The organism is Bacillus sp. Root131, assembly GCF_001429475.1.
GTDB lineage: Bacteria > Bacillota > Bacilli > Bacillales > Bacillaceae_G > Bacillus_A > Bacillus_A thuringiensis_S.
In genome coordinates this window covers 515670-534578 of the sequence record NZ_LMJQ01000001.1, presented here as the reverse complement: position 1 = coordinate 534578, position 18909 = coordinate 515670, and the positions used below count along the sequence as shown (strand labels likewise).

The window sequence follows — 18909 nt, the reverse complement described above, 5'->3', positions numbered from 1 at the left end:
TGAATAAAATATTACATCCTATTTTCAAATAAAAAGCCATTTTGTTTATATTGGTTTACCCATTTCAAAATTGCGGTGTCTCTTATACCAATAGCTTTACTAATTTCTCGGTAACTTTCATTTCCGTTCAAATAACGTTGAACGATGTATATTTTTTCATCAGTTGTGAATTTAACCATAGAAAAACTGCACCCCAATTGTTAGACTGTGTCTAACAATTGGGGTGCAGTTCAGTTTTTAATGGTGGGATGCTCTTTTATAATTTATTCATTATTGATTATTTTCCATCCTGTAAGTTTCTAGCTTAATTTAAACCATTGCTTCAGTTTCTATAATTACTAAAATTACCCTTTTCTCATAACCGTCTAATATTCCTAGAATTTCCGGGATTTTTGAGTTCATGCGGTTAAGCCCTCTCAATTATTTTAGAACTTAACTAATCTTAGTTTGTAACTCCATTCCAAACATCGACATCATTATCATCTAAAATGGCTTTGATTTTATCTTTCTCAAAAACTACCAGATATTCATAAGGTAAGGCTAAAACTTGAATAATTGAAGGTCTAATTTTTAGTAGCTGATATGCGTAATATGCTTCTAATTCACCGTCAGTTTCTTCTGTTTCATCGACAGGACCGATATACCAACCAGAATCACCTTTGTCACAATCCCTAGCTCTTTGTAAATAAACCTCATCTAGTTGTAACACATTTTTTGAAGTCACTATTTTATCGCTAAACTTTATTGTTTCACCGTCAATATTTAACTGACGTAAACAATGCACTTGTTCTAATTGCACCCATAAAGCAATTGTTAGATCATCTGTAGTATCCTTAAATGGATTTTTTGTATAATCTGGGGCAATAATATGATACCCATCTTCACGTTTGGATAGAACAAAAATAGACCAACCAACTTGCATAGAAAATCTATCAACTAATTTGTTATCTTCTACTTTAGTTAGCAAATACAATAACTTTTCTATCTGGGGGCCTAAATGTTCTTCTGCTGTAGCTATTATCTTTTTACCACCTATATTTTTAACTATTGTTTTCAATGGATTGTAACCTCTCTTTTATTGATTTTTTCAAAGCTTCTCTAGCCACTGCTTCACGTTCTAACATTTCTAGTCTTATAATTTCCGCCGTATTTAGGGTGCCCCGGCCATGTACTCCAATCTTTTGCATTCTTAGAAGCATTTGTTGGTTTTCCAAGTCCAACAAAGTTTACATCCATATTAAGCACTTCTATTTGTTGTTCTCTCGGTAATAGGTCAAAACCTTCCATGTCCGTTATTTCTTTCATTGAAACAATGTGGTCAGCTTCAAGTTTTTCCACTTCATAACCATATACAGGATCAATTTTGGGTACGTCTGTATTTACGCTTTTTCTTATCCTATTATTGGGTGTTCTCTTCCTTAAATCTTTATATTCCTCTTTTGAAACCGCAAATTGATTTAATAAGTCTTTCGCTTCTTGGTATGCCCCACCAAGTTCATATTTTATAGAACTTCCTCCAACATCAGCATAAGCCAAACGGTTTCCAGTGTTCAACTTAAAATCAGTTAATACATTTCTATATGCAGCAGAATTAGTCATAAACGACTTTCCTTTTGCTAGGTTGCCAGCGATTGCTAACTTCCCTGCTTGTCCTGCTTTACTAAGACCTTTATCACCAATAAAACCTGTTAATAATGATGCTACACCATAGGCAGCATAGTGCTCTCTACTTTCCATATCTCCGTTCCAGAAATCATTAATGAATGAATCTGATAAAGTATTCCATGCAGCAGGAAGTGTTTCTTTATAATTAATAATTGCATCTCGCATGTTTAACCACGTTTCTTTATCGCCTAAAGCTACGAATCCTTCCCATGCATCTACAGCACCATCTACAAAACCTGTAGAAATACCAGTCCATGCATCACTTAGATCCTTTTTCTCTCTTTCCCAAGCCTTCTCGAAGTCAGATTTAGGCGAAATTTTACCGCACATTGCACCTTCTTCAATTGAATTATCAGCCTGACGATTCCTATCTTCTGTAATCGCCTGGATAGAAGTCGTCCACTCCATATTCAATACTTGTTTACTAAATGTACCACTTGCAGGACTAAAACCTTTTCCACTTTGTACTTCTGCAAGACCTGTAGCAATACTATTAGCTAATTGAATTGCTGTAGCATAGTTATTGCTAGACGTTTGATTAAATTCATGTAGATGGTCTAACTTTTCTTGAAGTTTTTTCCTCATGACAGTAAAAAGATTTGCCATAGCGTCTATACCTGGTATTGGCATAGTTTGAGTGATGGCTTCCATACTTGCTTTCATTCGGTCAATCTCTCGAATTTGTTCTAATATTTCTTGTTCAATTACATCTGCCTGAGCTACTTGTGATTGAAATTGACTTGGAAATGCATCGTTCTGACGGATTAATTCTTCACATAAGTATATGATTCCTTGTGCTAAAGGGCGAAAGGTTTCTGCGAAAAATGCTTTTGCACTATCGTAAGTTTGCCCTTATAGAACGGTATCACTTGTAAAAGCATCAATCGATTGAATGGCTTGTTCCATACCTTGAATGGTAGCTGTACATACAGCATTCATGCTTTGAGTTTGGCTTTGTACTTCTCCCAAATACATATTTAAACTCATGCATTGACCTCCCTTGCTAATTGTTGTTGCTGGTAGGATAGGTCGTTTTCTGAATCACTAAGGTCTCGTCTTTCTTTAAGTAATGTTTCTTTTTGATTTTCTAATTCAAATGTAAGTTTTCGCTCAATGTGTTGTGCTTCTTGACGGATATTTATAAAGAAATGAGATAACTCTTTATCGTTGTGCCAAGTTTCTAAAATACGGTTAAATAAGCGGTTGCTTCGATTTTTCAATTCGTGAAAATCAGCTTCCGCTTGTTCCTGAGTTCGAAGCGCGGATTGATTTCGGTCCTGTTCTTCAAATACACTTCGTAATTTTTGATTTAACTGTTTAATTTGTTTTTTGATATCTCGATCCATTTTTTTCCTCCTAAAGTTTTATCTTTACGAAGGTGGTCATATTAGCGGAAAGTATTGTGAAGCTCGTGATCCATTCTCTCAAACTCTTTGGCTACCGAATGAATATTATCGACCGCTTGTTGAAAGGCGGTGGAAAATTGTTTCGTCAAATCTAAAACTTGTTGGTTCGCTTCTTGTGCTTTTGAATTAACTGAAAGCGTAGTACGTGTCGCCTTTTTTATAGAACGATTTGTTGCGCTTTGGATTGTATCTGAAGCTGCCCTCATTTGCGTTGCGATTTGTGTAGCGCTTTGAAAATTACTTTGAAATTGTCCCATCGTATAAACCCCTTCTATACTTAATAGAGCATGAAAATTATACCATATTAGTATAGATTTTTATATTGATAGAGAACCTTTGTTGGTAGGGCGTTTTTTAGAGTACGAAAGGTAATTCAATTATAAAAATAGCCTATCATCTTTTAATATTAATTGGGAATTTATATTGTACTTACACTACATTAATATTTAATATTTATTTTTTAAAATTTCACATGTGGTAAAATAATAAATTGATGAAAAAGGGGACGAAATATCAGTAAATAATTCACCGCAATATAAAGTAAAAAACTGCACCTCCAATTGTTATTCGTGTCTAACAACTGGAGGTGCAGTTCACTTTTCAACTTATTTTAAATCTTCTATTGAGAAAGCACCTGGAAGTAATTGCTCAACAGTCACTTCCTTTTCATCACCTTTTACATTCGTTAGTAAAACTTGCATTTTCGGTTCACAGAATTCAGCAATTACTTGTCTACAAGCACCACATGGTGAAATCGGTGCGTCTGTTTCGCCTGTAATAACTAAGTAACTAAAGTCACGCTCCCCTTCTGATACTGCTTTAAAGATCGCTGTTCTTTCTGCGCAGTTACATAGACCGTAAGAAGCATTTTCTATATTACAACCAGTATAGATTTTACCTTCTTTCGTAACTAATGCTGCACCAACAGGAAATTTTGAATACGGAATATATGCTTTTGCTAACATCTTATTTGCTTCTTCAATATATTTTTTCTTATCCATATTATTTCCCCCTTAAAATAATGTAATGATGATTAGTCAGTAATAACTGTATGAACTAATTTAGGAGCCACTGCTGTTTCAGCGATAGAAATGTTCTCATAGATTTTTGCTTTTACATCTTCTACATTTTCACGGTTTGCATAGATTGTTACGAATGGCTCGCCTTCTTTTACTGCATCGCCAACTTTTTTACGTAACATTAATCCTACCGCTAAATCGATTTCATCTTCTTTTGTCGCGCGGCCAGCACCTAGTAACATAGCTGCGATACCGATTTCATCTGCAACAATGTTAGAAATAACACCTGAAGTTTTTGCAGGTACATCAATTACATACTTAGCTTGTGGCATTTTTTCTGGATTGTCTACAATCGAGCTGTCTCCGCCTTGGTTGCTTAAGAACTCTTTAAATTTCTCAGTTGCTTTTCCATTTTTCATAACTTCAATTAACATTTCACGAGCTTCTTCTAATGTACTTGCTTTTTTCGCAAGTACGACCATTTGGCTACCTAATACGAGTACTAATTCTGTTAAATCTTCTGGCCCTTCACCTTTTAAAGTATCAATTGCTTCTTTCACTTCTAGAGCGTTACCAATCGCATAGCCAAGAGGTTGTGACATATCTGAAATAACAGCCATCGTTTGACGTCCTACATTATTTCCGATACGTACCATTGCATGTGCTAATTCTTTTGCATCTTCCTCTGTTTTCATAAATGCGCCAGCACCTGTTTTTACATCAAGTACGATTGCGTCAGCACCAGCTGCAATTTTTTTACTCATAATTGAACTTGCAATTAGAGGAATTGAGTTAACAGTTCCTGTTACATCACGTAATGCATAAATTTTTTTATCTGCAGGTGTTAAGTTTCCTGTTTGTCCAATAACAGCTACTTTGTCACGGTTTACAATATCAATGAACTGCTCTTTCGTAATTTCAACGTGGAATCCTTCTACTGCTTCTAATTTATCAATTGTTCCGCCAGTATGTCCTAAACCACGACCAGACATTTTTGCTACTGGTACATCTAAAGCAGCTACTAATGGTCCTAATACTAATGTTGTTGTATCACCAACACCGCCAGTTGAATGTTTGTCTACTTTAATTCCTTCAATTGCTGATAAGTCGATTGTTTCTCCAGACTCCACCATCGCCATCGTTAAATCTGCACGTTCACGATCTGTCATATCTTTAAAGAAGATTGCCATTGCAAGTGCACTCACTTGATAATCAGGAATACTTCCGTCTGTATATCCATTAATAAAGAATTTGATTTCTTCAGTCGTTAATTCTTTGCCATCACGTTTTTTTGCAATAATATCTACCATTCTCATTACAATCACCATTCCTTTTGATATGATATGAATCTATTAAAATAATAAGCCAACGATTGTTGCGGATAAGAAACTTACTAATGTTGCACCGAAAAGTAATTTCAAACCGAATCTTGCGACTACATTCCCTTGCTTTTCATTTAAGCTCTTAACTGCCCCTGCAATAATTCCAATTGAAGAGAAGTTTGCAAATGAAACTAAGAATACAGATATAATCGCTGTCGTTCTATCTGAGAAATTAAAGTTTCCTTGCGCTAAATCTGTCATAGCGACAAATTCATTTGATACTAATTTTGTTGCCATAATATTTCCGGCATTAACTGCTTCATGCCAAGGTATACCCATAATAAATGCAAATGGCGCAAATACATAACCAAGAATTTCTTGGAATGAGATACCGATTACACCTTTAAATACTGCATTAATGAATGCGATAAGAGCAACGAAACCGACTAACATAGCTGCTACTGTAATCGCAACTTTAAATCCATCTATAATGTATTCCCCTAATACTTCAAAGAAAGTCTTTTTCTCTTCTTCTTGCACTTCTAACATATCTTCTTCTTCAGTAACTTCATACGGGTTAATGATAGAAGCGATAATAAAACCACCGAATAAGTTAAGCACTAAAGCGGTTACAACATATTGTGGTTTTAATAACACCATATACGATCCAACGATAGACATTGAAACGGTAGACATTGCAGATGCACATAATGTATACATTCTTTTCTCTGGCAATAACCCTAGTTGTTTCTTAACTGAAATAAACACTTCAGATTGTCCTAAAATCGCAGAAGCAACAGCATTATATGATTCTAGTTTCCCCATTCCATTTACTTTACTTAATGCTAGACCGATAGATTTCACAATAATAGGTAATACTTTAATGTGTTGCAAAATACCTATTAAAGCTGATATAAATACGATTGGCATTAATACACTTAAAAAGAACGAAAACTCTTTTTGATTTACTAATCCACCAAATACGAAATTCACACCGTCAGCGGCATATTTTAATAGCTCTCCAAAACCATCTGCTATTCCGCTAATTAATATATTCCCTACACTTGTATTTAATAATAAAAACCCCAAAATGAATTGTAATATAACCATCGTTATGATTGGGCGATATTTGACTTTCTTTCTATTATTACTAGCAAGCCAAGCGATACCTAAAATCAATACGAGGCCAAAAATACCAATTAAGTATTTCATAAGCCGTCTCCTCCCATTCGTATCCGCTTACATTCTTTTCAATTATTAGAGCAATAGATACACTTTACTTTGTGTATCTATTGCTTTTGACTTCATTAATGATTAGTAGTTATCTGTAGCACCTTTTGCATCATTTAATACGATTGCAACACTAGCACTTGCTCCAACGCGAGAAGCTCCAGCAGCTACCATTTTGTCTGCATCTTCACGTGTACGAACGCCACCAGATGCTTTTACACCAACGTTTGGTCCTACTGTTTTACGCATTAATGCGATATCTTCAGCAGTTGCTCCGCCAGTTGAGAATCCAGTTGAAGTTTTTACGAAATCAGCACCAGCTTTTACTGATAATTCACAAGCTCGTACTTTCTCTTCATCTGTTAATAGGCAAGTTTCAATGATTACTTTTACAAGAGCTTTTCCTTTTGCTGCTTGTACTACTTCATAAATATCTTTTTCAACGAACTCGTTATCGCCATCTTTTAAAGCGCCTACGTTGATTACCATATCAACTTCAGTTGCACCTTTTTCGATAGCATCTTTTGTTTCGAAAGCTTTTGTTTCAGTAGTGCTTGCTCCTAATGGGAAACCGATTACAGTACAAACATCTACACCATGTCCAGCTAATTCTTCAGCAGCTAGCTTTACCCATGTAGGATTAATACAAACAGAAGCGAATTTATATTCCTTTGCTTCTTCGATTACTTTCATAACATCTTCTTTTGTAGTATTAGCTTTTAAAATTGTATGGTCAATTAACTTTGCAATATTCATTATCTTCACTCCTCATATCTTTTAACAACTTCATTCTAACTCTTAGTTGAACAAATGTAAATATACTTTTGAAATTTTGTTCATTCTTTTTTAGAAGGAATCTCTTGTAGTAAATAAAGCGCATTCTAACTAAGAAACACTTCATATATAAAATGAGAACTTTTATATTAACAATGGTAGTATGTATCTCAATATCCATAATTATTTTTAAAAAGGCAATTTGTATTCAAAAAAACACCTATCATTCATACATAACAAAATAAAAGGCGTTCTCAAAATTAACATTTTGAGAACGCCTTTTATTTCTAATCTTTTTGATAATGTAACAATTCTTTTGCTGTATGCTGATCGATAATTAATACATTTGCATACCCGCCACGTAACGCACCATCAATTGCTTTTATTTTTCTATTACCACCTGCAACTAAAATAGAGCGTTTTTTTAATTTCAGTTCCTCTAACTCAATTCCAATGGTCCGCTTATTAATTTCTTCACTACTAATATTTCCGTCTCCATCAAAGAAACGTGAACAAATGTCACCGACCGATTGTTTTTTGAGTAAACTTGTTTCCTCCTTATCGAAATAACCTAATCGGAATAATAGCGCTTCATCTCGCACTGTTCCTACAGTAAAAATTGCAATATTCGCTTGTTTCCCCATTTCGATAATGTGATGAATATGTCGATCCTGCTCTACTAATTCTTTTGTCACTGCATTATCAAATATAACTGGAAGAGGTAGATTTCTTGGCGTCGTTTGAAAAGCATCTGCAAATAAAGCAATGGTCTCATTCGCATATGTATTTACACTTGAATGACTAATACCACCTTTTAACTGAACAACTTCTACACCTTTTACATGTTGTGGTACAATTTTTCTAGCGATTTCATACATCGTCATTCCCCAGCTTACACCAACGATATCACCATTTTTAACCGTCTTTCCCATATACTCAGCTGCATATTTACTAATATACTCTGTAATCGTTGCATATTCTGGCACTGGAGAAAATACAACATGCGCTTCTAACAAGTTGTACTTTTCTTTTAGTAAATTCCCAACGTTATCTAAATCCGCAAATGGATCAGCGATGCTAATTTGAACAAACCCTTTCTCTTTGGCGTACTTTAACAATCTAGAAATCGTCGGTCTTGAAATATTTAATTTGTTAGCAATTTCTTGCTGGCTATAATCTGATTGATAATATAATCTTGCAACTTCAACACTTAATTGTTGTTTATCTTTTTCCATAGTAACTCATTACAAATCCCTTCCTGTATTTCCCTTTCGTTACAAGCATTATACAGCTTTATGCAAAAAAATTCGACTACCGAATTTTATCTAACTGAACTTATATTCCACTTATTATATACAATGAAACCGTTCAATAAGAAACATAAACCATCGTCTAAAAACTATTCAAATACCCCTTATAAACAGAAGATACTGGTTATAAGGGGTATGTATTCAATTTAATTTTATAAAAATTGGATGAAAACAATGCAAGTTCCCACTTATTTAGAATAAGTGAAAAGATGATGTTTTATTTGTTCAATAAAATAATGATGGTGTATATTATCGTTAGATACTCGACTTGCCATAATAGCCCCCTCCATTGAAGATGCAAGAAAGGAAGCAAGTGATATAACCTCTATATCTTCTTTAAGTTCTTGTTTCTCTATTCCTTCTTTTATGAGAGAAGCCATTAACATTACTGTATCATCATAACCTTTTGCTGCTGCTTTTTGTAATTCTGGAAATACTCCAGTACTTTCAATTGCGCTATTAAGTAATGGACAGCCTCCAGCAATAGGAGGATTATTAGCTGCATCTTGATATACAAGGAAAATTGCAAGGATTTTATCGATTGCTGTCTTTTTATTTTCCATTGCTTTATGAAAATGACTCCACATAATCTCACCACTTTTGTCGTAGGCAGCAAGGACAATTTCTTCTTTACTTTTGAATCTACGATAAATAGATCCTTTAGGTAGTTCAGTAGCTGTCATTATATCCTGGATGGATGTGCGAGTTATCCCATTAGTATTAAATAAATATAAAGATGTTTCAATAATTTTTTCTTTAACCTTATCAACTTTAGTCATGCTTTGTAATCCTCCTAATAAAAACGAGCTTAATATTCCAGGTGATATTTACCATCTATTTTCTTGAATTTTTTTGTAAGTATAAAGAAGTTTGGAGCGAAAATATCTTATCAACCCCTATATTATGTGAACCTCAAACAATACAGTTTGAAAAGAGATTAATCAAATTGTATTATCTATATCATTCAAATGAATTTTCTGTCAAAATTAACATGACCAATTATTTAATTCAGTCATGTTATACAACTAATTTCACCTAACTTCGTAGTAGGTGTAAAAATATATAGTTAAATTTAACGTATAGACATATGATTATTATATATAATTTTGATTAATATGTTTAGCTAAAGTGTTTGAACTATCCCCACTTTCACTTCATTCTATAAAAGGGTAATCATTAATGATTACTGGAATTAAATTGTACCAAAGAAACTGAGATATAAATATATTTGCTTTTTTTCCATTTGGATTTTGTTAATACTTTATAAAAAGGGTTTAAAAAACTAGAAACTTATAGTATCATTAGGTTCCGGACCGAACCGTCCGGTTTATAATCTTATATAAATATATTTAGAAGGAGAACGTTATGCAGAGAGAAAAATCAAAAATTATAGGTAATTTAATTATGGGGGCAATACAGTGAACTTTATAAAAATGAATAAAAAAGAAATCATTATGCTCATAATCTTTACAATGTTTGTACCATTTCAAATTGGCTTGTACATATTATTTGGCATATCACTTTTAGCTAATGTCAATTTAGTTGAATCAGAATTTGTTCTTAGTGCCATCGGTTTTACTGTACCTGCTATTGTAGGAATCATTTTCTTTAGGAAAGAAATTATTGAAAGTTTTACTTATTTTAAAGAGAAGACAATTTTGAAAATAGTAAGTATTCCTATGGTAGTTTTATTTACGGTAATTGTGGAACAGTGTGTTATGCGTTTTCTAGCAACTGGTCAACCAGAGAACCAAGAGCAGCTCCTTGAAACGGGTGCGGAGGTACCTCTTGTATTTACATTGCTTGTATTTGGTATTCTGGGTCCAATACTTGAAGAAATTGTGTTTCGTCACATATTAATAAATCGTTTTTCTTACCATATTGGTACTGCTATTGCATCTATCATTTCGATTATGATTTTTACACTTCTTCATACGAACCAACTTTCGGATATTGCTATTTATTTACCTGGATCGTTGATACTTACTGCGGCTTATCTTATTTCTAAAAGATCCATTGCATATGTTATAGCGATACACATGTTAAACAATTGCCTTGGTTTCATTCTGTAAGAAACTAGACTTGTTTCTGGTGCCAAAAATACTTTTTCTATGGCATAAGAAAGCTAATCAAAAATTATAAGATATTAGGAGAGTGTCAGTCATGATTGTAACAACAACTTCTGGAATTCAAGGTAAAGAGATTATTGAGTATATTGATATTGTAAATGGTGAAGCTATTATGTTGTCGGTGGCCGTGTTGGTGCTTATGAAAGTAAGCTAAAAGACGCTCGTGATATTGCAATGGGCGAAATGAAAGAACTTGCAAAAGAAAAAGGTGCGAACGCTATCGTTGGTATTGACGTAGATTACGAAGTTGTTCGTGATGGAATGTTAATGGTTGCTGTCAGTGGTACAGCTGTACGTATATAAGTAAATAAAAAAAACGGTTCCCCTTGGAATTTATACTTTGAGGGGAAATCCTGGTTCTGTTGCAGATTTTAAAGAATAATAAGAGATGTTGATAAATCATTGTACGTCGAAAAACACAGTTTGAGTGTAAACTGTGTTTTTTTATATAGAGGCCCCATCCCATCACTATCAAGCTAAAATTTTTTAGTGCCTCCAGAACGAAATTTTGTATTAACTTGTAACAAAAAGTCCATTTTTATTTTGTTGATAATTCAGAATATTCCGGTTGATAGGTATGTGGCAGTATCCTGATACGGTACAAATTTTTTATAAACGGTTGTAAGATTCTACGTTTTTGACCATTCTGTACAACGATAACTTTGGTTTATTAATTTCGCCTGTAATCTGGTAGCCTATCCTCTGATACAATTTAATGGCAAGTTGATTCTCTTTCTTTACCGTCAGAGAGCATTTGGCAAAGCCTTGCAGGGAAGCTTGTTCCTCGGCAAACTTAAGTAGTCTGGTACCTATCCCTAGTCCTCGACTTTCGGGCAATAAGGCAATTGTTCCGATGTGAAACTCGTCATCTTCTCCCTCCTTCAAGGTAAACATGGAATAAAGCATTTTGATATTCAAAATGTTATAAATAACAAAACCCAGCTTTCGGAATGAAAGCAGCTGTTTAAAAGTGGACCAGGCAAGACGGTTTAAAACGGGTATGGGATAGCAAGTAATCATCCCTAAAGTTTTCCCGTCCATTTGAGCTTCATAAGCGTATTGATGACTAAAACGGTTGTTCTCCTGCCGCCAGAGCTTACAAAATGTCCCTTCGACTGTGTTCTTCTCCTCAGATCCTGCAAGTGGAAACGCCATGTATTCCAATGCCATTACATTTAACTGGGCGCCGACCATGGATTGATGAACAGCCTTTACAATAGAGATTTGATTCATTTCCCAGTCCTCCTTTTCGCTTTCTGTATTATTGATATTAATTATCATGGATTTGAATCAGTTCACTTACCTCTCAAATCATCCTTAGCTTTAAAACCATAATAAAATGTATTTAAAACAAGCTCTGCAGCAGATTTTTTAGCCACATTTCCTTCATGTACCTGTTCCCAAGTATGGAAAAGCAGAGCATAAAGCGTATTCAAAATCCATTCGCTGCTAACCGTTTGCTGAAAATAACCTCTTTGTTGTAACAGCTCAATAACGCGTCGTAAGGGTTCCCTCAGCTTCTCTTCTGCTTTACCTAATTCTTTGTTGTTAAATACAGATGCATCATGACCTAGAAAATAGATTTTGTCACCTAAAGGGATTAACGCTTCAATGAGTTCCGGGATATAGTTTTCGCTTCTTTCCTCATCCAGTGGAATCTGGTTTACAGTATCACTTACCAGTTGTATAGCCCGATGGCCTAAGAACAGCATCAATTTCTCCCTGCTTTCGACGTAGCGATGGAGTGTAGCAATTCCAATTCCCGCATATTCCGCAATTTCATTCATCGAAGCAGTAGGATTTTCAACAAGCAATATAGTAGCCGAATCAAGAATTGCATTAAATCTCGCTTCCTTCAACGCTGACAAGTCTTTCTTCATCGTCAATCTCTCCCTTTTTCTGTATAAATTCGTCATTTTTGATAGAAAAATATATCATTTGATATTATAATAAACAATCTCAAATAAAGTGTCCAGATGCTGAATGTAGCTTTTCAAAAAGAATTATATTACTGAAACTGATAGTACTTTGAATGTTTCATTTTTAGCATTTCATTATTTAGATAACGATGAAGAAATTAAATTATTTAATGTAATAAATACAAGAACCAAAGGAAATGGTTCGAATCGCTTTCTTAGTAGAGAAATTGATTACCTTATCTAGGTTTTTTAAACTATTTTTCATGACGCATTAATACTTATAGTAATTTTTCTACTTTTATTAAATCCGGTTGCACTTCATTTAATTACTGAATGTTTTATAATGAAGCTTCTTTCTGCATAAAGTTATCGGTTTACTTTAAAATTCACTTCCGGGTATTTGGTCATCAGCCTTTTAAGGGTTGAGCCGTCATCCTTCTGTTTTACATACTGGTCAAAAAATGCCAGGCTGAATTCGTTGATAATACGATGAACTTCCTTTGGATTTTCACCTGGACTCTGCAACAGAGGGGAGAACAAATGTAAATCAGTGAGGCTTGTATGATCCGTATGAGGTATGACCATTGACATACCACCACCAGCTAACCCACGTCCATATCGCTCCCTCACTTCATAGGGATCTGCTTCATCAGGCTCTTCTGCACTCATGAGTAGAAATGGTTTTCCAATTCCACTTTCAGGAAAGATTTCTCCATACAATGTACCATCCATATTGATAGCTGCTTTGACACGAGAATCTTTTGCAAGTATTTGTGCTGCGGTAGCTCCACCGTAAGAGTGACCAAACATTCCAATTCGCGAAGTATCCATTCTTCCTGTAAAGAAGCCGGTCTCATCGTTTTGATTAAGTTTCTCTATCTGATTAAGGACAAAGCTGACATCTTCCTCCCATAATTTTATGTGGCTATCCCCTTCATCAGTTAAATTGATGGGCTGTACGTAAGCAGTTCGACCATCTGGAAAGACGGTAGCTGCAGCATCAAAGGTATGATCGATACTTAGAACAATATATCCTTGACTAGCCAACTCCTCAACTTGAAACGTGTTTTGATTACGAAAACCATTAAAACCATGAGAGAAAAGTAATATGGGATAATGATTCTCTGAATCTGAGAGTTGTAAATCCATAAACGAATGAGATTTTACCAATTCCATGTGGCTGAATGCAAATGCAGGAATGGACAATGTTTTTTCCAATCCCTTGGAAAGCTCATTTCTGTTACGAATATAAGGTTCTGGATCCCCCTTACTTTTTTCAGCTGTAGGATACCAAATTTGCACCATCAGTTCGCGCCGATCGGTTGGATTTTTCGAATATGCTTCATTTCTCTGATGATCAATCCAATGATATACCTTCGTACCGATCCTATGTGGGCCGGTTGGTTCTTCAAATGAAAATACTGGCATAAGTAAAGGTAGCGCCACTGCTACAGACAAATAGATACATAGCAACGAGGTCTTAACTATGAATATACCCCAACTTCTACAGCCCTTTTTCCGCCCAGTTAATAAATAGCATAAAATTAAGATAACTGGGGATACATATGCCGGAATCATCTGCCACCTAAAACCTTCTGCCAATAACTGAACTGTAACCATTACAACGGCAATCAAAGTAGCTAATTTAGACCACTTTTTCGTTTCTCTGCCTATTAACAGTATCCAACTCAATAGACTAAAATTCACTACTATCAAAACAACTTCCCAGAAATTCATTGGCCTATCTCCTTTGAATGTATTTTACTTCTAATTAAAGAGGTAGTTTTCAGCCTAAGCAAAAGCAGATGAACCCCCTATATAGTTGCACCAATTATGCTTAGTAACCGTTTCATCCACTCTACTCCTTTCTTCAAATTAAAAACTTAAAATGCCCAGCTACCTTTACGGAAAATTGGTTCTACAGTTCCATCTGGTAGAATACCGTCGATGTCCATCTCACTGCTGCCAATCATAAAATCCTCATGTGTTACTGAAATATTTGCACCTAACGTTTCAAGCTGATCGTTTTCTAAATCTCTTCCATCCTCTAAGCAAGTTGGATAAGCTTTACCAATCGCTAAATGGTTCGATGCATTTTCATCAAACAATGTATTAAAATATAAAATTCCCGATGCTGAAATTGGTGATTCATTTGGTACAAGTGCTATCTCACCTAAATAGCACGAGCCTTCATCCACATTAATAAGCTCCTGTAATAAATCATGTCCTACCTGTGCTTCAGCTTTAACAATTTTTCCTTCTTCAAATGTCAGTTTAAAGCCGTCGATAATATTCCCTTGATAAACTAATGGTTTTGTATTGCTTACATAGCCATTTACACCTTGTTTCATCGGTAACGTATAAACCTCTTCGGTCGGCATATTAGCCATAAAGATAGTATCATCAGGAGTTTTGCCACCTCCAGTAATCCATTTATGCTGTGGTGCTAATGCAATTGTTAAATCAGTACCTGGCGCTGTATAGTGAAGCTTTATATATTTTTTATTGTTCAGTAGGACCGCACGAGATTCTAAATTTTTTACATGTTCACGCCATTTTTCAATAGCACTGCCTTCACCAATACGAACAGCTTTAAAAATAGCCTCCCATAATGCTGGTACTTGATCCTCAGCTGCTAAATCCGGGAACACCTTCGATGCCCACTTTGGTGAAGGAACTGCTACCATAGACCAAGCTACTGAATCCTTCATTACGGCGTTGCGATTGTTGCTCAGAGCAGCTCCTGCTACCTTTTGATAGGTAGCTAGACGATTAGATGAAATACCTGTAAATTTATCAGGATCTGTAGCATCTATCATTAATAATGCTCCTTTACATTCGATCAGCTCATCATTCATTTTGACTATCCACTCTGGGAAGCGATTAAATTCTTCATCTGAGGCATAATCAAAGTAAGCACGTTCCATTTCTTCATCCGAGAAATTAACATGAACACGCCCTGCCCCAGCCTTATAAGCCTCTTTCACAACTATACGGGCGAAATCCAATGCATCCACTGATGTATTGACTAATAAGTATTGCCCTGGTTGAATATTCACACCGATTTTCACCGTAAGTTCTGCATATGCTTGTAATTTTTCTTCAAAAGTCATATTATTTACCTCACTTTTATCAAATTGGTTTTGAATTCCCATCACTAACTTGCTTTCATAACATACTTTCTGAACAGGTTTTCTCAGAATTTTTCTTGCCTATTTTTTATGTTTTTCATCAAGACATGATAACAACTAATGGCTTTTTTCTACTACTCATATATTTAATTTCTAAACTTTGATTCAATTAATATTGGTTTGTTTTTAAAAAAAATCTAATCAAAGGGCATCAAACACTACATAAAGTTATAGAGTTCTTTATTGTGAAAGCTCACTCATTTCTTCCCAATCTTTTCAATGTGGTTGCACCTAAAAGCTTACCATCAATGGGGCGTTTAACATTCTCATTCACTCCTTTATCTTTACAAAAAGCATTTTTGATAGATAAATATATCATTTGACATAAGATTAAATCATTTTAAACGAATTATCAAGCCGTAAAATTTAATTTTTAAAAAATTCGGTAAAAAACCTATGTGAAAATGGATTCTATCAAAGGGAGCGATAACAAAAAGATTTTTTATACACACATGGATAAAACACATGAAAACTTATATATAAAATTACAAGTTCACCTCTCACAAAAAACGGAATAAAAATAAACAGCGGAACTAGCCCACTGTTTACTTTGCCACACCTTCATGTAATTTTTCTGTATAATCCTTTACATCTTTCCAGCTATCTTTCGCTGTATGTAAATCTTCTTTTATAAACGTAAACTCTTCCGGACTAATTCCTTTTACGTTTTGTAGTAAATTATTATATTTTGCACCTACTGTATACCATTGGTTTGATATGTTTTGTAGTGCTGTAATTGCTGCATCAATTGTTTCCGTCATGTTTGTTGTTTTATTTTTTACATCAGTCAAAATTACGATTTCTGCTTGTGCTCCTGAAATTCTATCTTTTAAATTAGCTATCTCTCTTTCTGCATTTGCGATATCTTTTTTTGCAACCGCAATCATCGGCCCGCCAGCAAGACATGTTATTAGCGCTACGCAAAGTACGCCACCAGCAATGACCATATCATTACTCTTTTTAATCGAATCGTTATATGTATTTATTTGTTGCTCTAGAGCTGGAATACCAGCATTCGTACTTGCCAATATCGCTGTTAACTGATTTGTATCCTCTTTGAAACTATTTGTATCTTTCGCCATTCTATCGCGAAAACTTTTCAAATTTCCTAATAATCCATCTACCTCATTTTGATTCTTTACAATATCCGCATACAACTTTTCTAAATCCGCTTTTAATTTTCCGCTATCCTTTTGATCAATCGCTATTAACATGTCGTTATAATACGATTGAAAAGTATTATTGTAATTTATAATATTTTGATCCGTTTTCATAATTTGAGGCTTCATATTATTTAACCAATATGCTGCATTAATTTTTGCATCTCTTTGATGCTGAATCATATTCCCTTTAAATTCACTATTAATCGAACTTATTTTACTTAAATCCGTCTCTTGTTGATTTTGAATTAATTTTGCATATGAATCCATTGCAAATATACTCGATGTCGTTTGTGCCATTACATCTTGGAATCCAGCTGGTCCAAGAGAATAGTTTTTCACATTTTCTTGTAGTACCTTTACATTTTGTTCTGCTGCAAAAGGATGTAAAGGAGATACGTTACTCGTTGCCACCCCAGCAATCATTACCGCTAAAAGACATTTTTTATAAAATCTTTTCTGCATACTTTTCACCTATTTTCTTTATAAGAGTATAAAAAGCTCCTGCTCACAACTGAACAGGAGCTTCAAATCATTCATCAACACTTAACGCTCTAACGATTCGTATTCAATTATGCTTTTTTCGTATCTACTACTTTAATATCTTCAGCATAAATCTTTTCTGCATAGTCTTTAATATTTTTCCAGCTATCTTTCGCAATGTTTAAATCTTCTTTAATGAAAACAAGGTCGTTTGGACTAATTGAATCCACATTTTGAAGTAAAGAATTATATTTTGATCCCATTGTGTACCATTGGTTTGAAATATTTTGTAACGCTGTAATTGCAGTATCAATTGTATTTGTTAAATACTCTGTTTGTGTTTTAATGTTCGTTAATCCAGCTACTTCTAATTGCGCAGTTGTAACTTGTCCTGTTATCTTTTGAATTTCTGCTTGTGCATTATCAAGCTCTTTCTTCGCTAATACGATTCCAGCTGTACCACCGCCTACAGCTGCTGCACCACCTGCAATTAATGCTACTCCTAGCGGTGTTCCTGCGCCCGTAGCAATAACTACTGCACCACCGATAATTGCAATTGGTCCTAGAGCTGTCGCAACAGATGAACCGATAATAATTGCATTATATTTACTAATTGCTTCATTGTACGTTGTAATTTGATTTTGTAATAGCGGAATTCCTGCATCTTGACTAGCTAATATAGATGTAATTTGATTTGCATCACCCTTGAAGTTTTGCGTATCCGAAGTCATTTTATTTCGGAATTTCTTCAAGTCTTCTACTAACTGATCCACTTGTGCTTTATTTTCATTAATACTACTTGATAATCTAGTTAAGCCTTTCGTAAGAGTCGCTTTATCCTTTGCATCAACTGCAGCAACTAAAGTATCATAATAGTTTTGGAATTTCGTATTGTAGTTAATGATATTTTGATTCGTTGAAATAAGCTGTGGTTTTAATACATCTAACCATTGCTTCGCATTTCCTCTAGCTGTATCTTGGTGCTGAATTACTTTCCCTTTTAAAGCCGCATCAACAGACGATACATTTCCAAAGTTAACATTACCTTGTTTAATAATTGTTAAAGCGTACAGATCCATTACTAAAGCATTTGAACCTGTTCTTTCCATTGCATCTTTTAGGCCTTCTGGTCCTAATGAATATTCTTCATAGTCATTATAAGCTTTTGCTACCGCATGAACTGGAGCTTGTTTCACTGTACTTTCAGCTGCATACGTATGAGCCGGCATAATATTTCCTGCTGCAAATACTGCCATAAGTGCTGATAGAGCCATTACTTTATAAGGTTTTTTTGTCATTTT

The 18909-nt window shown here is 34.6% G+C and carries 16 protein-coding genes and 3 pseudogenes; 2 read left to right on the top strand and 17 right to left on the bottom strand.

Annotation, left to right across the window (positions count from 1 at the left end; genetic code table 11):
• Window positions 1-35 precede the first annotated feature (35 nt).
• The 11 genes and pseudogenes from ASE54_RS02725 to ASE54_RS02675 all read right to left on the bottom strand — a co-directional run.
• Window positions 36-179: pseudogene (locus ASE54_RS02725) on the bottom strand (transposase); the annotation flags it as partial.
• A gap of 263 nt (window positions 180-442) precedes the next feature.
• On the bottom strand, window positions 443-1057 hold the full coding sequence (locus tag ASE54_RS02720) for a hypothetical protein (protein ID WP_000849724.1): 615 nt from the start codon (window positions 1055-1057) through the stop codon (window positions 443-445).
• A 590-nt stretch (window positions 1058-1647) separates the two neighbouring features.
• A pseudogene (locus tag ASE54_RS02715) lies at window positions 1648-2652 on the bottom strand (T7SS effector LXG polymorphic toxin); the annotation flags it as partial.
• Complete coding sequence (locus tag ASE54_RS02710; protein ID WP_000373354.1) at window positions 2649-3011, bottom strand: DUF3958 family protein; 363 nt, start codon at window positions 3009-3011, stop codon at window positions 2649-2651. The pseudogene ASE54_RS02715 and the gene ASE54_RS02710, both read right to left, overlap by 4 nt.
• Window positions 3012-3052: 41 nt before the next feature.
• Window positions 3053-3328 (bottom strand): TIGR04197 family type VII secretion effector, encoded by a 276-nt coding sequence (locus ASE54_RS02705; protein WP_000529649.1) that lies wholly within the window; start codon window positions 3326-3328, stop codon window positions 3053-3055.
• A 348-nt stretch (window positions 3329-3676) separates the two neighbouring features.
• Complete coding sequence (locus tag ASE54_RS02700; RefSeq protein ID WP_000358519.1) at window positions 3677-4072, bottom strand: cytidine deaminase; 396 nt, start codon at window positions 4070-4072, stop codon at window positions 3677-3679.
• Between the two features lie 32 nt (window positions 4073-4104).
• Entirely contained in the window at window positions 4105-5406 is a 1302-nt protein-coding gene (locus ASE54_RS02695; RefSeq protein WP_014895216.1) for a pyrimidine-nucleoside phosphorylase, read from the bottom strand.
• A gap of 36 nt (window positions 5407-5442) precedes the next feature.
• On the bottom strand, window positions 5443-6624 hold the full coding sequence (locus tag ASE54_RS02690; protein ID WP_000876172.1) for a NupC/NupG family nucleoside CNT transporter: 1182 nt from the start codon (window positions 6622-6624) through the stop codon (window positions 5443-5445).
• A gap of 102 nt (window positions 6625-6726) precedes the next feature.
• Entirely contained in the window at window positions 6727-7398 is a 672-nt protein-coding gene (gene deoC / locus ASE54_RS02685) for a deoxyribose-phosphate aldolase (RefSeq protein ID WP_001017449.1), read from the bottom strand.
• Between the two features lie 305 nt (window positions 7399-7703).
• Window positions 7704-8651, bottom strand: a complete 948-nt coding sequence (locus tag ASE54_RS02680) for a sugar-binding transcriptional regulator (RefSeq protein WP_000409791.1) — start codon at window positions 8649-8651, stop codon at window positions 7704-7706.
• A gap of 263 nt (window positions 8652-8914) precedes the next feature.
• Window positions 8915-9505 carry a TetR/AcrR family transcriptional regulator gene (locus ASE54_RS02675; RefSeq protein ID WP_000169651.1) on the bottom strand — a complete coding sequence of 197 codons (591 nt, stop codon included), beginning with the start codon at window positions 9503-9505 and terminating at the stop codon, window positions 8915-8917.
• A gap of 639 nt (window positions 9506-10144) precedes the next feature.
• Here ASE54_RS02675 and ASE54_RS02670 point away from each other — a divergent pair.
• Together ASE54_RS02670 and ASE54_RS02665 are read left to right on the top strand one after the other, a co-directional pair.
• A complete protein-coding gene (locus ASE54_RS02670) occupies window positions 10145-10798 on the top strand; it encodes a type II CAAX endopeptidase family protein (protein WP_001009305.1) in 654 nt (217 codons plus the stop codon).
• A gap of 91 nt (window positions 10799-10889) precedes the next feature.
• Window positions 10890-11158, top strand: a pseudogene (locus tag ASE54_RS02665) (heavy metal-binding domain-containing protein).
• 306 nt (window positions 11159-11464) lie between these two features.
• On the opposite strand, the gene ASE54_RS02660 reads toward ASE54_RS02665, so the two are convergent.
• The 6 genes from ASE54_RS02660 to nheB all read right to left on the bottom strand — a co-directional run bounded on the left by ASE54_RS02660 (window position 11465) and on the right by nheB (window position 18906).
• Window positions 11465-12088 (bottom strand): N-acetyltransferase, encoded by a 624-nt coding sequence (locus ASE54_RS02660; RefSeq protein WP_001071938.1) that lies wholly within the window; start codon window positions 12086-12088, stop codon window positions 11465-11467.
• A 62-nt stretch (window positions 12089-12150) separates the two neighbouring features.
• Window positions 12151-12735: a TetR/AcrR family transcriptional regulator gene (locus ASE54_RS02655; protein ID WP_000710982.1), complete on the bottom strand. Its 585-nt coding sequence runs from the start codon at window positions 12733-12735 to the stop codon at window positions 12151-12153.
• Between the two features lie 405 nt (window positions 12736-13140).
• Window positions 13141-14511, bottom strand: a complete 1371-nt coding sequence (locus ASE54_RS02650; protein ID WP_001012298.1) for a carboxylic ester hydrolase — start codon at window positions 14509-14511, stop codon at window positions 13141-13143.
• A 146-nt stretch (window positions 14512-14657) separates the two neighbouring features.
• Window positions 14658-15887, bottom strand: coding sequence for an aminopeptidase (locus ASE54_RS02645; protein ID WP_000141970.1), 1230 nt, complete (start codon window positions 15885-15887; stop codon window positions 14658-14660).
• A gap of 623 nt (window positions 15888-16510) precedes the next feature.
• Window positions 16511-17590, bottom strand: coding sequence for a non-hemolytic enterotoxin NHE subunit C (gene nheC, locus ASE54_RS02640; protein ID WP_001172000.1), 1080 nt, complete (start codon window positions 17588-17590; stop codon window positions 16511-16513).
• A gap of 107 nt (window positions 17591-17697) precedes the next feature.
• Window positions 17698-18906: a non-hemolytic enterotoxin NHE subunit B gene (gene nheB, locus ASE54_RS02635; RefSeq protein ID WP_000162968.1), complete on the bottom strand. Its 1209-nt coding sequence runs from the start codon at window positions 18904-18906 to the stop codon at window positions 17698-17700.
• Window positions 18907-18909: the final 3 nt, after the last annotated feature.